The following is a 15,116-nucleotide window of genomic DNA, read 5'->3' as shown; positions in this document are numbered from 1 at the left end:
ATATACCTCCCTTTATGGATACATATATAGAACTCATTCCTTCACGGAGCCAACCATAGCCCCTTTGGAGAAATGCTTTTGCAAGAATGGATAGACCATCAGGATCGGGACTGTAGCTACCACTACAGCTGCCATCTTCAAGGTTTCCGGTGGAATCCGTTGTTCTGCCATCATTTCAGCAGCGGCATCCCCACCCATGGCCGTAGAAGAATCGATCAGCATATTTTGCAGCAGCACCTGCAGAGGCCATTTGGTATGATCGTTCATGTAAAGAACCGCAGTGAAAAAGGTGTTCCAATAAGCCACAGCGTAAAATAAGCCAAATGCGGCCATAGCTGGCAGTGACAAGGGCAAAATAATCTTAAACCAGACACCCAGATCTCCGGCGCCGTCGATAGTGGCCGCCTCCTCCAGACTGACAGGTATGCCGTCGAAGAAACCTTTCATCAGCAGCACATACCAGCCGCTCGTTAATGCCGGTAATATTAAAGCCCATATATTATTCATCAGGCCAAGCTCTTTGACTAAGATAAACGGCGGTATTATACCGGGCTGAAACAGAGTCGTCAGCAAAATACCGAGCATAAGCAGCCTTCTTCCATACAACTGTTTGCGTGATACGGTATAGGCCAAAGCAGAAGTAACCAGCAGACTGCATGCCGTACCGACAACTGCGAGGAAGCTGCTCACCCCGATGGCGCGGACAAATGTGGGGGTGGACAATATATATTGATAGGAGCTGAGTGTCCACTTTTCAGGGAACAGGATAATACCTCCCCGCAAATATTCGGACGGGTCCGTGAAAGAAATAACGAATACGTAATAGAGTGGAAATAACGCTGTCACAGCTATAACTACCAGCAGAACAGTAATGACAAGGTTTATCCAACGGTCACTGGAGCTAAGGATCATCTTGCAGGAGCCTCCTTTTTACAAAATGGATTAATAAACGCCTTCTTCGCCGAAACGCTTAGCTAATCGGTTGGACAGAATAACCAATATCAATCCAACAACCGATTTGAACAGGCCGACTGCAGTCGTAAAGCTGAACTGCCCTTGGCGTATACCCAGTCTATACACATAAGTATCAAAGACTTCGGCTACTTCAGATACGGCACCGTTCATCATCAGGAACACCTGCTCGAAGCCTACATCCATGATATGACCGATACGTAGAATCAACAGGATGATAATGACACTGCGGATCGCAGGCAGAGTTACATGCCACGCTTGTCTCAGACGGCTGGCACCGTCCATTTTGGCTGCTTCGTACAGCTGGGGATCAATGCCTGCAATAGCAGCGAGGAAAATAACAGTCCCCCAACCGGCCTCCTTCCAAATGGATTGAACCGTGAGCAGTCCCCAGAACAGATCAGGATTGGTAAGGAAATCGATCTTCCCAATGCCTATGGCCTCCAGCAGCTTGTTTACAATGCCCTCACCCTTGGAAAGCATCAGAAAACAAATGCCGGCGATAATCACCCAGGATAAAAAGTGGGGCAAATAAATAATCGATTGCACGATACGTTTAAAAAATTGATGGCTCACCTCATTTAATAGCATAGAAAGAAGGATAGGCAGCGGGAAGAAAAAAACAAGATTTAACACATTAATCGCCATCGTATTACGCAGCAGCATAAAAAAATCAGGATGAGCGAATAGCCGCTCAAAATGCTTAAATCCAACCCAAGGGCTTTGAAGTAGACCCTGAAACGGTGAATAATCCTGAAAAGCAATGATGATGCCCCACATCGGAAGATATTTGAATACGATAAAGAACAGGATCCCGGGCAGACCGAGCAGATACAAGGATCTGCTCTTCATTATTCTTTTCCATACCCGATGCGCAGCCTGTTGTTTTCCTGTAGGCGACGTGGAAGCCGTCTGCTGTGCATACATGATTGAACTCACTCCATTTCTGACAAAAGTTTAGCGCCGTTCCCAGAACTGAATATAAAAGGAGCCAGATAAACAAACAATAACAATTTTTTAAACAGCCTTCTTGATGGCTATAACACTTTTTACAGCGAATAATACTTTTTTTAAAGCAGCAAAAAAAGGCTGTAAAGCAGCGGTTTATACGCTACCTTAAGCCTTTGTTCAAGAAGAAGCATTTGCTGCGTTTTTATGTGTATCCCGATATTCGCTGGCGGTGACGCCCTCATGTTTTTTGAAGATTCGGTTGAAGTATGTAGGCTGATAGCCGCAGGCAAGCGCAATGTCGTTAATCTTCATATCGGTTGTGACCAACAGCTCCTTAATATGACCGATTCTGATCTTCGTTAAATAATCGATAAAATTGACACTCATGATCTGCTTGAAGCCACTGCTCAGCTTGACGGTACTGGTCCCGTACAAGTCTGCGAAATACTCGAGGGAGAGATCGTTCATATACTCCCGGTGAATCGTATCAGCTACTTTCGTAATCAATTGCTTGATGTAAAAATCCTGCACCTGTACAAGCTCTGTAACATAGGGAGTGACCACTTTGTCTTTAAACCACTGATGCATTTCCTTAGGCTCGCGCAGCTTGGCAAATTGCTCGTATAAATTGACCCCTGGAAAAATGTTCTCGGGGTTAAAGCCGGTTTGGAGCATGACATGGAGCATGCTTCCGAGCAGCTGCTGCATCCCCTGCTTCACACTGCCTTCCTTCACTGCTTGCTTTTGCAGCTCAATCAAAAACATTTGAATGTTCCCATCCGTCTCTGTCAGCATACCCAGACGCAGGGTTTGCAAAATTTCATTTTCCAGATCAAACGGATACACGATACCCTGCCCCTCGGGCAGCAGCTCCTCAGTATCGATGATCGCATGTTCAGCTTCGATGCTTCGGTAGCGAAGGGCTTGACGGGATTCATTCAAGGTATGGGAGATATGAACCAGCGAGCGTGCCGCTTTGCTGAGGCTGATCGTGACGCTTACCTTCAACAGCTGCTTTAAGGACTGTAACATCTCATTAGAAAGATGATACAAGTCTCTTTTCATCGACTCGCCTGATACGGTATCGGGAAAGAAAACAAGCAGCCCCACTGTCAGGTCACGGAAATTAATCACACTAAATCCGGCTGCATCCACCCGTTGACCTACAATTTCCTCAATAATGTTGCCTGCTGCAAAAGTGACCAGCTGCTCATCGCCATCGACAAACCTCCCGTCCAGATTGGAGAGCCCATGAAGCTGAATCAGCATCATTCGGAAAACCTTTCCTTCCACATCCCAGCCGTATTGGTTCATCTGATCCAACACTTCGTTTTCCGATAAGCCTTGAAGATGGCCCTGGACGAGCTGCAGCATGAACCCTTCTTTTAGTGCAGGCAAAGCCCGGTCAAGCCGTTCGTGAAGCACCTGGCTTTCCCGTGTTACGTACTGCCACTTTTTCTCTATAAGCTCGATTTCATCGCCGGAATCCCTATCTGCTGCTGTGGTGACGTTGTCTGATTGAATCAGCCGGACAATTCTTTGGATCGGTTTGTACAGCTTATTGGAAGCGAACCAGGACAGCAGCAGTGCCAGAAGCAGCACAATGAGCGAGATACCGATCATTAACCGTGAGATCAGTACAACCGGAGCCGTCAAATTTGACATGGGGGTGGCAGAGACATAGATCCATGGATAGCCGAGTCGGTTGGAAACGCCCGTTGATATGGAATAAGCCTCACCCTGGAAATCATAAATAAAGGTGCTTTCATTGTTGTTTCTGGAGGCCAATTGACCGCTCAGAGTGGTTTGCAGCTCCTGGGAGGCTCGATTGTCGGATGGGGAGGGAGTAATCGAGCGATAATCCCCGCTGACGATAAATGATGTGCCTTTTTCTTCGGAGCTGGCATTTTTGATAAGGGATTCGAGTTTACGCGGATTGACATAAAGTAAAAGCGCTCCGAACGGCTTAATCCCCTGGCCTGAGAGTGTATGCACCAACACAAGCGAGCTGCCGTTTTGTTTGAGTTGCAGATCCATAGACGGCAGCGTCCAGAAAACGGAGGCTTTTGTCTGTAGTAGCGAAGCAAAATCATTTTTTTCTTTGGCTTCGGTGAGTCGCTCCGTCATTTCATCTGTGATGATCAGGGAGGGTCCCTCCACATACAGAGTGACTTTATCAATCAGCGGGTTGGAAGCCTTCAAAGTCAAGATGGATTTGTATAAATCCTGAATATCGGCATACTGCTGAACCGTATCAAGGTTGCGTAGCTTTGAGCCAAAAGCTGGGCTTTGCGACCATTGCGTTAAACTTAATTCCAGTTGGGAGAAGCTTTCGTCGATCCGCTGGATTTCCTTTTTTAATTGCAATTGATGGGTGCGATTGACCTCATGCTCGATATTTTTGCTGCCCACGAAATAAGAGCTGATCCCGATGACAGCGGTAGGAATGCAGGCTACAAACACGACAAACAATAAGCTTTTTCGATAAAGGTGTCCTTTATTGGCTTTACCGGAAATGAAGGATCGAATGAATGAAGCCGTTTTCAAGGTGGATTTTCACTCCTCTAAGCTCAAATTCGATTCTATCATAACAGAGATAGGGACATTTCTAAATGAATAGTTTACTCTCCACCAAGATGCCTTCCCTTGTTTGCTGCTGTCTATAAGCTAAAGCGCAGTCGTACGGTTCACTCCGGTTGTATTCCTTTTTCAAGGTAATCACCATTTTTCAGCGGGTCCAAAAAAGGAACAAGACATAAAAACGTGGAGGTAGCCCGGCATCGGGACTCTCGATATGATGAGATCAATACCAGACGTCGCGAGCTTAGGTCACACAAGCATCATGAAGATCGTGTACATGGACAATCGCTTTTAGAAGGAGGTTACGCTTATGCAATCCCGTTTTGTGACTGGCGATGCGGGCTCGCAGTTTGTCGAGAAGCGCACAAGCCGGTTAACGGCTCTCAAACGAAAGTGGCGCAGCAGCAAATATTTGATCTGGATGTTTGTACCCTGTCTATTGTATTACCTCTTATTTAAGTACCTGCCGATATTTGGAATTGTAATTTCATTCAAAAACTACAATTTGTACCGGGGTATATGGGAAAGCAACTGGGTGGGCTTCAAATATTATTTGATGTTTTTTGAAAATCCCGATTTTTTCATTCTCATGAGAAACACGATTTTACTTGGCGTATATAAGCTGCTATTCGGATTTGCCGTACCCATTACGCTTGCGCTTCTGTTGAACGAAATGAAGCATGCAGCCTTCAAAAGATTTGTGCAGACGGCCAGCTACCTGCCCCATTTTATATCCAATGTCGTTGTCGCCAGTATGGTGGTTTTGTTCCTGTCTCCGACCTCAGGTCTGGTAAATCAGTTGATCAAGGCTTCCGGCTTCGACATGATTAACTTCCTCGTGAATCCGGGCTGGTTTCGTACGATTTACGTATCCTCGGATGTGTGGCAGCATTTTGGGTGGGAAACGATTATTTATTTAGCGGCATTAACGGCCATTGACCCGCAATTGTATGAAGCGTCGGATATCGATGGAGCGAATCGGTTTCATAAATTGATTCATGTAACGCTGCCTGGCATTATGCCGGCAATTACGATTGTGTTTATATTGAATGTGGGCAAGGTGCTGGAAATCGGGTTTGAGAAAGTATTCCTGCTGTCCAATCCGGCTACCTATGAAACCGCCGATATTATCAGTACCTATGTGTACAGAGTCGGTTTGACCAATTCCAATTTCAGCTACGCCGCCGCAATCGATTTATTCACGGGCTTGGTAAGTTTGGTATTCATCATTTCGGCTAATTATGTGAGCCGCAAGCTTTCAGAAAACAGCCTATGGTAGGTGAGATGAGTTGAAGAAAAAATGGAGTTTGTTTTCCGCTGTTAACGTGGTGGTCCTGCTAGCTTGCGATCTGCTGGATGACGAACAGCTGCAGCAGCTACCTGATGTGAAGAATATCATTTACATGGCTGGCAATAAATTCGGCACGACCGGACGCGAGCATTTTACATGGGCGATGAACGCCTATCTGCCCGGACGCGTCGCAGAGAAGTTCCGCAACTCCCGTATCGTCGTGTTTTCATCCGGCAATATTTATCCGTTTACCCCGGTATTCCAAGGGGGTGCAACAGAGGAGACCTCTCCAGCGCCGCTCGGTGAGTATGGGCAGTCAACGCTTGGACGGGAACGGGTATTTGAGCATTTTTCTCATCAATACGCAATTCCAATGGTTATTTATCGCTTGAATTATGCGATTGATTTGCGGTATGGGGTTCTGCTGGAGGTAGCCAGATCTGTACAATCCGGCAAACCGATTGATGTGACCATGGGTCATGCTAACTGTATATGGCAGGGAGATGCCAATGAAATCGCACTGCGCAGTCTGAAGGTGTGTACCAGTCCACCCAATTTTATCAACGTCACCGGACCCGAAACGATGTCGATGCGCTGGATAGCTGAACAGTTCGGCAAACGTTTGGATAAGGAGCCGGTTGTTATTGGTGAGGAATCGGATATGGCGCTGCTGAATAATGCTTCCAAATCCCATCAGCTGTTCGGATATCCCCGAGTGTCACTGCTGCAGATGATCGATTGGATAGCACAATGGGTGAAAGAAGGCGGGTCTACCTGGAATAAGCCCACACATTTTCAGGAAAGAGACGGTAAATACTAATGATGGCAGCTCATAAAAACTTGTCAGCCGAACAGCTTCGTGCGCTCCACAGCGGGTTGGTGATCCCGGCGCACCCGCTTGCTTTGAACAGCTCGCGCCAATTGGATGAGCGGCGGCAGCGCACGCTGACCCGATATTATATGGCATCAGGAGCCGGAGGTATTGCTGTTGCTGTTCATTCCACGCAATTTGAAATCAGGGAAGAACGCTACAATCTGCTGGAGCCGGTGCTGCGTCTGGCTGCGGAGGAAGTGGATAATGCTCGGTTGACCCGCCCATTTCTGAAGATTGCCGGAATTTGCGGCTTCACCGATCAGGCCTTGGCCGAGGCTGAGCTTGCAGCCAAACTCGGCTATGACGCTGGATTGCTCAGTATGGGCGGTCTGCAGGGCTGGTCAGAGGAGGAAATATTGTGCAGAACCGAAGCCGTAGCGGAGGTAATGCCTGTCATTGGTTTTTACCTGCAGCCCTCTGTAGGGGGGCGCATATTCAGCTTTGATTTTTGGCGGCGCTTTGCCGAAATTCCGGGAATTGTCGCGATCAAAATGGCTCCTTTCAACCGGTATCAGACGATTGATGTCGTGCGCGCCGTATGTTATTCAAGCCGCCGCGATGAAATCGCGCTGTACACGGGAAATGACGACAACATCATCAATGATTTGTTGACGACTTATCGCTTCAACGTTAATGGTATATCCGTGGAAAAAACAATAGTTGGCGGATTGTTGGGTCATTGGGCGGTGTGGACGCAGAAAGCGGTAGAGCTGTTGGAGGAAATCAAGGCAGTCCGTCAATTGCAATCTATCGATTCGGCCTGGCTGACGCGTAATATTGAAGTAACGGAATCCAATGCGGCCTTCTTTGATCCCGCGCATGCTTTTGCAGGCTGCATTCCAGGCATCCATGAGGTGTTAAGACGGCAGGGACTGTTGGAAGGAACGTGGTGTCTGAATCCACATGAAACGCTGTCGCCTGGGCAGGCGGAGGAAATTGAGCGGATGTACCGCGATTACCCTCATTTAAACGATGATGAGTTTGTCAAAATCCATTTGGCGGAGTGGTTGAACTAGAATGGAAGAGAGGGACAGCATGATGCGCTTTAAGGATGTATTCTCTATCATTGGCCCGGCCATGGTTGGACCCTCAAGCTCACATACCGCAGGGGCGGTCCGGCTTGGCAGAGTGGCCCGCCGTTTGTTGGCTGTTCAGCCGGAATGGGTAGATATTCAGCTCTACGGCTCTTTTGCCGACACGTATAAGGGTCATGGGACGGATTTGGCGTTGATTGCTGGCCTGTTGGATTACGGGCCTGACGATCCCCGTGTCCGGGATTCGCTCAAGAACGCGGAGCGTCTAGGGATACAGGTTATGATAATACCCAGCAGCGGCTTAGCTCAGCATCCGAATACGGCATTGATCCGCTTGGGCTGCGGTAACCAGCAAATGGCCATCCGCGGCGCATCGATTGGAGGTGGCAATATCGAGCTGGAGCAGGTCAATGGCTTCGACGTCAGATTCAGTGGGGTTTATCCGACGCTGCTTGTTTTTCATACGGACCGTACAGGGATGATCTCGGATATTTCCGGTGTGCTCCGTGAATTGGATATCAATATCGGGTACATGGATGTTGATCGTAAGGAACGCAAAGGGGACGCCTTGACGGTCGTGGAAACCGATGGTTCATTTCCAGCCGGTTTACGGGAGCGATTAGGCCAATTAGCAGATGTGCAGGATGTACGAATCATTGACTGGGGGGAAGGGAATTCATGAGGTTTCAAACCTTGGATCAGCTATCGTCAATCTGTCAGGCAGAAGGGCAGCCGATTTCCGCTGTTATGCTGCATGATCAAGCCAAGGAATCGGGCCGTCCACCCGAGGAGGAATTCGCGAAGATGGCTGATTACTACAGCATCATGAAGCAGGCCGTTCATAAAGGCCTCTTCGAGCCGACGCCTTCCCGAAGCGGATTAACCGGCTTCGATGCACAGCGTGTTACGGCTTATATGGCCAAGGACGAGCCGCTGCTTGGCCCGGCCGCTGCGACAGCGATGGCATACGCGCTAGCGGTGTCGGAGGTCAATGCGTCGATGGGACGCATTGTGGCCACGCCGACCGCAGGCTCCTGCGGGATTATTCCTGGTGTGTTTGTCAGCACCCAGGAACGATTCGGCTGGAGCGACGAGCACATGGTCGCCGGGCTGTTCAGTGCAGGGGCGATCGGTTATGTGATCGCCAATAATTCATTCGTGTCCGGCGCCGAAGGCGGCTGTCAGGCGGAGATCGGCTCAGCCATCGGCATGGCAGCAGGCGCGTTGGTCGAGCTGAGAGGTGGAACCTCCGCTCAAGCGATCCACGCCGTGGGACTGGCGCTCAAAAACTCGCTCGGTCTGATCTGCGATCCTGTCGGCGGACTCGTTGAAATTCCCTGCATCGTACGCAATGGCTTCGGTGCGACAACGGCACTGGCCGCAGCAGATATGGCTTTAGCCGGTGTACGCAGCGTGATCCCATCGGATGAGGTCATCCAGGTGATGCTGGAGGTTGGTGCGGCCATGCCTGAGAAGCACAGAGAAACGGCCAAGGGCGGACTGGCCCAGACGCCAACAGGCAAGAGACTGATGAAGGAGCTGTATGGCACACAAAGCAAGGAGAAGCCACAGCCATGACGATGCTGAGAGCTACCCCTTGTGCAACAATTCAGCTCCTAAGGGGATCTGGTGGTTGAGAGTTTCCAATCCACAAAAAAGACAGTCCCTTTCACGGAACTGTCTTATGACATGCTGGACTTACCCATCCAAGGGCGGTCTTATCTGTCACCGCGTTCAATATGCAGACGAGGCTTCGTATTCGCTGTTGTATCCTTATACATTTCCCGCTCCTGGCTTTCAAGCGGCAGGCTGACGAGCTTCCATTCTGTTTGTCCCATTACCGGATCATAAGGAAATTCATCTCCGCGTTTCAACGTTTCTTCGCGTCCCCATTCGTTTTCATAAATGCCGTCTGTCTCCACTTCATGTCCGGAAACCGGCTCCATGCTTTTATCCTCAGCCATGTGTATCCTTCCTCTCCTAAATAATAGTGATTTCGTTCGTTAGTATGCGCGCGTTTCCTGCAGCCTAATCACTCTATGCATATTGCCGCAAAACGTATATAATCGAAAACAGTGAGCATCGGACCCGGCAATCCTGAGAGTGGAGAGCTACAACAATTAAATAGGGAGAGGATTCGTTTTGTTTGTGCAGTGGCTAAGACAAGGTTTCTTTGGCAATGTCCGCAATGATGTATTATCCGGTATTACGGTAGCACTCGCTTTGATTCCGGAGGCAATTGCTTTTTCGATTATGGCGGGTGTAGATCCGATGGTAGGGCTGTACGCGTCCTTCACGATTGCAGTCACCATTTCGATTGTCGGCGGCAGACCCGGCATGATTTCGGCGGCAACTGGAGCTATGGCTTCTTTAATGGGGCCGATTATCGTGAAGTACGGCTTGGACTATTTATTCGCGGCAACGGTACTGACTGGATTGCTCCAGCTCATTCTTGGCGTATTCAAGGTAGGAAGGTTTATTACCTTTGTTCCGCATTCGGTTATTATCGGGTTTGTGAATGCATTGGCTATTATTATTTTTATGGCGCAGCTGCCCAATTTTGTCGGTGAATCCTGGCCGATGTATGCGATGGTAGCAGGGACGCTAGCGATCATTTATTTGCTTCCGCTTCTAACTAAAGTAGTGCCCTCCGCGTTGGTGGCGATTATCGTGATGACGGTTGTTGCGATAGCACTGAAGCTCGATATTCGCACGGTAGGCGATATGGGCGAGATTCGACAGGCGCTGCCTTTACTGCATATTCCACAAATTTCGTGGTCCTGGCATACACTGCTGATCCTGCTGCCTTATTCGCTGGCATTGGCGATTGTTGGCATGACGGAATCCTTGCTGACCGCAACCATTGTCGATGAAATGACGGAAACAGGCAGTGACAAAAACCGCGAGGTTCGCGGACAAGGGATTGCCAATATGATCAATGGATTGTTTGGTGGTATGGCTGGCTGTGCGATGATCGGACAGACGGTCATTAACATCAAGTCTGGCGGCAGGACGCGGCTGTCCACGCTCGTCTCTGGGGTGTTTCTTTTATTCTTGATTCTTGTGCTTGGCGATATCGTGAAGCAAATTCCGATGGCAGCGCTGGTTGGTGTGATGTTCATGGTGTCGATCGGGACCTTTGATTGGGGAGCGGTTCGGACTCTGGGCAAAATCCCGCGCAGTGATGCCGTGGTGATGGTGCTGACGGTGGCTATTGTCGTAGCTACATCGAATTTGGCGATTGGCGTTGTTTCGGGAGTCGTACTCAGTGCACTCAACTTTGGTTGGAGAATGGCGAAGCTGAATTGTCAGGTCATTCTTCCTGAGGAGTCGAATCTATCCAAATATGAGGATGCTCTTAAGCAGTATGTGATAACGGGGCCGCTGTTTTTTGGTACGATGACCCATTTTATTGAGCTGTTTGAGCCGCATACAGACCCGGATTATATCATGATTGACCTTAAAGGATCGCATATTTGGGATCATTCCGCTGTCACGGCAATCACCAAGGTTACGGAAAAATACAGGGCTTTGGGGAAAAAAATTACGATTACCGGACTCGACCCGCAGAGCCGCCAATTGATGGAAGCGTATCGAAATATAGAGATATTATGAACATCCTATTTATACCATTGACAGCCGATAAATAGTGGTGGTAGAGTTAAGACCTAGTAAAAGAGTAGGATTTGCAAAAGATGTAGGGGGAATCGTAATCATGAATAAAATTAAACAAAGCATAGCCTTATTGCTCGTGCTGATTCTGGCAGTGAGCTTGGCAGCTTGCGGAGCCAAACCGGAAGTTAAAGCACCGGAAGCTGCGAGTGGTGCAGCGGGTACAGGTGCCGTGTCGTTGGAGAACAAAAAAATTGCATTGATTATGCAAATCAACCTGGGTACGTTCTCGGCTCAATATATAGAAGGCGTTAAAGAGCAGGTCGAAAAGCTGGGCGGTAAAGTAACGGTATTTACAGCTGAAGGCGATTTGGCCAAAATGTCCTCCAATCTGGATGCGGCTATCAACCAAAAGATGGACGGTATTCTGATCGACCACGGTACAGCAGAAGCTTTAGAAGCTGGCGTGAAAAAAGCATTGGAGAAAAAGATTCCGGTTATTGCCTTTGATGCGGACATCAAGCTTCCAGGCGTAACGGTATTAGAGCAAGGCGATCAAAAGATGGCTGAGCTTACGCTCGACAAAATGGGCAAGGACATGGAAGGCAAAGGCAATATCGTGAAGATCTGGGTAGCAGGCTTCGCGCCAATGGAACGCAGACAAGTCGCTTACAAAGCATACATGGATAAAAACACAGGAATCAAGGAAGTAGCGGCATTCGGAGCGGCTTCGGCCAACACGGCGTTGGATACCCAAGCGCAAATGGAAGCTATTCTTAAGAAATACCCGAACAAAGGCGACATTACAGCTGTATGGGCTGCATGGGATGAGTTCGCTAAGGGCGCTGCCCGTGCGATTCAACAAGCAGGACGCAGTGAAATCAAAATTTACGGTATCGATATGAGCGACGAGGATTTACAGATGATTCAGGACACGAAGAACCCATGGGTTGCTTCTGCTGCTGTAGATCCTAAGGATATCGGACGCATTCAAGTACGTTTCTTATACCAAAAGCTGCATGGCGACCAAACACCGGATAAAATCGTGTTAGACCCGGTTTTCGTATCAAGAGACCAACTGCCGGCTACGCAAATTTCCACAACGCAATTGAGCGAGCACGTTAAAGGCTGGGGCAAGAGCGAGCAAGGCTACACCGATTGGTTGAAGCAAGCTGAGAAGAAATAATTGAGTTTTTAGATATTTAGTATCCCATCGATCTGGATCGATGGGATTTTCCATTGAAATGAGGAGCGTGATGCCAGGATGACGAGTTCCATCACCTTATTGCAAATGAGTCACATCTCCAAGTCATTTCCCGGAGTAAAGGCGTTGCAGCAGGTTGATTTTGCGGTTAGCGGAGGCGAAATTCATGCACTGCTTGGAGCTAATGGGGCAGGCAAAAGCACATTAATCAAAGTGATGTCCGGTGCCTATTTGCCTGATGAGGGCGAGATCTCGATTGACGGCAAACCCCTTGCGATCAGCGGTCCAAGTGATGCCATTCAGAGTGGAATTCAATGCGTTTATCAGGAAGTGGATACAGCTCTTGTACCTAAGCTTACAGTTGCGGAAAATATTATGCTGGACCGGATGACACATGGCAGCGGCTGGTTAAGCTGGAGTCAAATCGAGCGGGAAGCCGCCCGGATATTAAGCGATATTGGACTTACGGTTGATGTGAGAAGGCAGGCCGGGGAGCTGAGCATCGCGCAAAAGCAAATGGTGCTCATTGCCCGTGCATTAGCGCAAAAGGCCAAGTTTATTATCTTTGATGAGCCTACAGCGCCGCTTAGCAATGAGGAAGCAGACCAGTTATTTCGAATTATGGAACGGCTCAAGGCTGACGGCGTAGGCTGTATATTTATTTCTCACCGCTTGAATGAAGTGTTCCGGATCAGTGACAAAGTAACAGTGATGCGTGATGGTCGGATCATTGCTACCCAGTCCGCGGCGGATACTAGTGTAAAAGTCGTTATCGAGCAGATGCTTGGCAGAACCTTTGAGGAGGAATTCCCTAAGGTAGAGGTGCCTATTGGCGGGCCACTATTGGTGGCGAGAGATCTGACACTGGGCACCAAGGTTCGCGGAGTGAACTTATCCGTGCACAGCGGGGAAATTGTCGGCATCGTAGGCTTGGTGGGAGCTGGTAAAACCGAGCTGTCCCGTCTGCTGTTCGGAGCCGACCCGCTGGAGCGAGGAGAGATTGAGCTGCAAGGGAAGCGATTGAAGCTCAGCAATCCAAGCGATGCGGTGCGTGAGGGCATTGCGCTGATTCCAGAGGAGCGTCGCAAGCAGGGCATCCTTGTTGAGCAGTCGGTCAAGCACAACCTGTCTCTGCCGCTGCTTAAGCTGTTCAGCCGATTCGGTTTTGTTCAGCAGTCGCAGGAAGCAGCCAATGCCAAGGCCATGATCCAGCAATTGGGCGTTCATCCGCCGAATATGGAGCAGCTGGTAAAATATTTGAGCGGTGGCAACCAGCAGAAGGTTGCTGTTGGCAAATGGCTGCCTACTGACGCGCAAATCTATATTTTCGATGAGCCGACCAAGGGCGTTGATATCGGAGCCAAAAGTGATATATTTCGCTTGATTGGCCGTCTTGCCGGGGAAGGCAAAGGGATTATATATTGCTCCTGCGAAATCGCCGAGATTTTGGGGATAGCGGATCGGATACTCGTTATGAGCTACGGCCAAATCGTGAAAGAGCTGCGTCGGGATGAAGCCACGCAGGAACAAATTTTGTACTACGCAAGCGCTGGGGAGGCTACGTTTCAGTGAAAGATAAATTTCTGGATTACTCATATAAGTATGGGGCATTAGTGATCATTGCCCTGGTCATCGTGTTGTTTTCTCTCAGCAATGAAAACTTTTTGTCCTACGACAATTTGGCCGATATTTTACGTTCGATATCGATCGTTACTTTTGTAGCGATAGGCGTGACCTTCTCGCAAATTGTAGATGGCTTCGATCTTTCGGTAGGCTCGACGGTTTCCCTTACGACTGTTGTAGTGGCTTCCATGATGGTATTTTATCAGCTGCCGCTCATCGTGGTACTAACGGTTCCGTTACTGATCGGCGTATTGATCGGTTTGTTAAATGCGCTGCTGATCGTTAAGGTTCGCATCCCCGATTTATTGGCGACACTTGCGGTTATGTACATTATCGGTGGGGTTCACAAGACGTACACCAAAGGATTTTCCATTTATAACAACATGCAATTACCGGACGGAACGAAGGCACCGGGCAAATTCACGGAGTCCTTTCTCTGGATCGGCCAAGGCAAGCTGTTCGGTCTGCCTGTCCCTGTGCTGCTGATGATCATTGCGGTTGTGCTTGTGCACATATTTTTGACCTATACTCGCTGGGGACGTCAATTGTATGTAACCGGAGGCAATCAGGAAGCCGCGCGTCTGTCGGGTATTCAGGTCAATCGGGTGCGTACGATGGCTTATGTGCTATCAGGAGTTTTTGCTGCTATGGGCGGTCTGCTGTTTGCAGCCCGTGTCGGATCGGGTCAAATTGATGCGGGTGCTCCCGTATTGATGGAATCGGTAGCTGCCGTATTTGTCGGTTATTCGGTGCTGGGTGCCGGGAAGCCCAACGTTATTGGTACGTTCTTTGGAGCTGTTCTTATCGGAGTGCTGCTGAATGGATTAACGATGCTGAATTTGCCGTATTATGCGTTTGATATTATTAAAGGGCTTGTTCTGGTACTGGCGCTTGCTATCACCTTTATCCATTTAACACGCCGACGCTCAGCATAATCGGTTATAATGGAGTAACAACTCGATCCTGCAGTCCTGC

General features: G+C 48.8%; 13 protein-coding genes. 9 read left to right on the top strand and 4 right to left on the bottom strand.

Annotation, left to right across the window (positions count from 1 at the left end):
* Positions 1-33: 33 nt before the first annotated feature.
* From NST47_RS35995 to NST47_RS35985, 3 genes are all read right to left on the bottom strand, one after another.
* Positions 34-912 carry a carbohydrate ABC transporter permease gene (locus NST47_RS35995; protein ID WP_341159389.1) on the bottom strand — a complete coding sequence of 293 codons (879 nt, stop codon included), beginning with the start codon at positions 910-912 and terminating at the stop codon, positions 34-36.
* Positions 913-942: 30 nt separating this feature from the next.
* Positions 943-1,824, bottom strand: coding sequence for an ABC transporter permease (locus NST47_RS35990; protein WP_445667494.1), 882 nt, complete (start codon positions 1,822-1,824; stop codon positions 943-945).
* Positions 1,825-2,100: 276 nt separating this feature from the next.
* A complete protein-coding gene (locus tag NST47_RS35985) occupies positions 2,101-4,470 on the bottom strand; it encodes an AraC family transcriptional regulator (RefSeq protein WP_341159387.1) in 2,370 nt (789 codons plus the stop codon).
* Positions 4,471-4,924: 454 nt separating this feature from the next.
* On the opposite strand from NST47_RS35985, the gene NST47_RS35980 reads away from it, so the two are divergent.
* Genes NST47_RS35980 through sdaAA form a run of 5 tightly spaced genes read left to right on the top strand, consistent with a single transcriptional unit; the run spans position 4,925 to position 9,280 of the window.
* Positions 4,925-5,782 (top strand): ABC transporter permease, encoded by an 858-nt coding sequence (locus NST47_RS35980; RefSeq protein WP_341159825.1) that lies wholly within the window; start codon positions 4,925-4,927, stop codon positions 5,780-5,782.
* Between the two features lie 10 nt (positions 5,783-5,792).
* Positions 5,793-6,614 (top strand): NAD-dependent epimerase/dehydratase family protein, encoded by an 822-nt coding sequence (locus NST47_RS35975; protein ID WP_341159386.1) that lies wholly within the window; start codon positions 5,793-5,795, stop codon positions 6,612-6,614.
* A gap of 2 nt (positions 6,615-6,616) precedes the next feature.
* Positions 6,617-7,684 carry a dihydrodipicolinate synthase family protein gene (locus tag NST47_RS35970; protein ID WP_341159385.1) on the top strand — a complete coding sequence of 356 codons (1,068 nt, stop codon included), beginning with the start codon at positions 6,617-6,619 and terminating at the stop codon, positions 7,682-7,684.
* 19 nt (positions 7,685-7,703) lie between these two features.
* A complete protein-coding gene (gene sdaAB, locus NST47_RS35965) occupies positions 7,704-8,384 on the top strand; it encodes an L-serine ammonia-lyase, iron-sulfur-dependent subunit beta (protein ID WP_341159384.1) in 681 nt (226 codons plus the stop codon).
* Positions 8,381-9,280 carry an L-serine ammonia-lyase, iron-sulfur-dependent, subunit alpha gene (gene sdaAA, locus NST47_RS35960; protein ID WP_341159383.1) on the top strand — a complete coding sequence of 300 codons (900 nt, stop codon included), beginning with the start codon at positions 8,381-8,383 and terminating at the stop codon, positions 9,278-9,280. Before sdaAB ends, sdaAA begins: the two co-directional genes overlap by 4 nt.
* A gap of 140 nt (positions 9,281-9,420) precedes the next feature.
* On the opposite strand, the gene NST47_RS35955 is transcribed toward sdaAA, so the two are convergent.
* Entirely contained in the window at positions 9,421-9,666 is a 246-nt protein-coding gene (locus NST47_RS35955; RefSeq protein ID WP_240417967.1) for a hypothetical protein, read from the bottom strand.
* Between the two features lie 178 nt (positions 9,667-9,844).
* Here NST47_RS35955 and NST47_RS35950 point away from each other — a divergent pair, with 178 nt between their 5' ends.
* The 4 genes from NST47_RS35950 to NST47_RS35935 all read left to right on the top strand — a co-directional run bounded on the left by NST47_RS35950 (position 9,845) and on the right by NST47_RS35935 (position 15,076).
* Positions 9,845-11,317, top strand: a complete 1,473-nt coding sequence (locus NST47_RS35950) for a SulP family inorganic anion transporter (protein ID WP_341159382.1) — start codon at positions 9,845-9,847, stop codon at positions 11,315-11,317.
* Positions 11,318-11,417: 100 nt separating this feature from the next.
* Positions 11,418-12,500, top strand: coding sequence for a sugar ABC transporter substrate-binding protein (locus tag NST47_RS35945; protein WP_341159381.1), 1,083 nt, complete (start codon positions 11,418-11,420; stop codon positions 12,498-12,500).
* A gap of 78 nt (positions 12,501-12,578) precedes the next feature.
* Positions 12,579-14,090 carry a sugar ABC transporter ATP-binding protein gene (locus NST47_RS35940; protein WP_341159380.1) on the top strand — a complete coding sequence of 504 codons (1,512 nt, stop codon included), beginning with the start codon at positions 12,579-12,581 and terminating at the stop codon, positions 14,088-14,090.
* Positions 14,087-15,076 (top strand): ABC transporter permease, encoded by a 990-nt coding sequence (locus NST47_RS35935; protein ID WP_341159379.1) that lies wholly within the window; start codon positions 14,087-14,089, stop codon positions 15,074-15,076. Before NST47_RS35940 ends, NST47_RS35935 begins: the two co-directional genes overlap by 4 nt.
* The last annotated feature ends 40 nt before the right edge of the window (positions 15,077-15,116 follow it).

Origin of the sequence: Paenibacillus sp. FSL H8-0034, from assembly GCF_038000305.1 — a bacterium.
Taxonomy (GTDB): domain Bacteria; phylum Bacillota; class Bacilli; order Paenibacillales; family NBRC-103111; genus Paenibacillus_S.
Note: the sequence above shows the minus strand (reverse complement) of the source record. Positions and strands in the feature narration are given on the sequence as shown.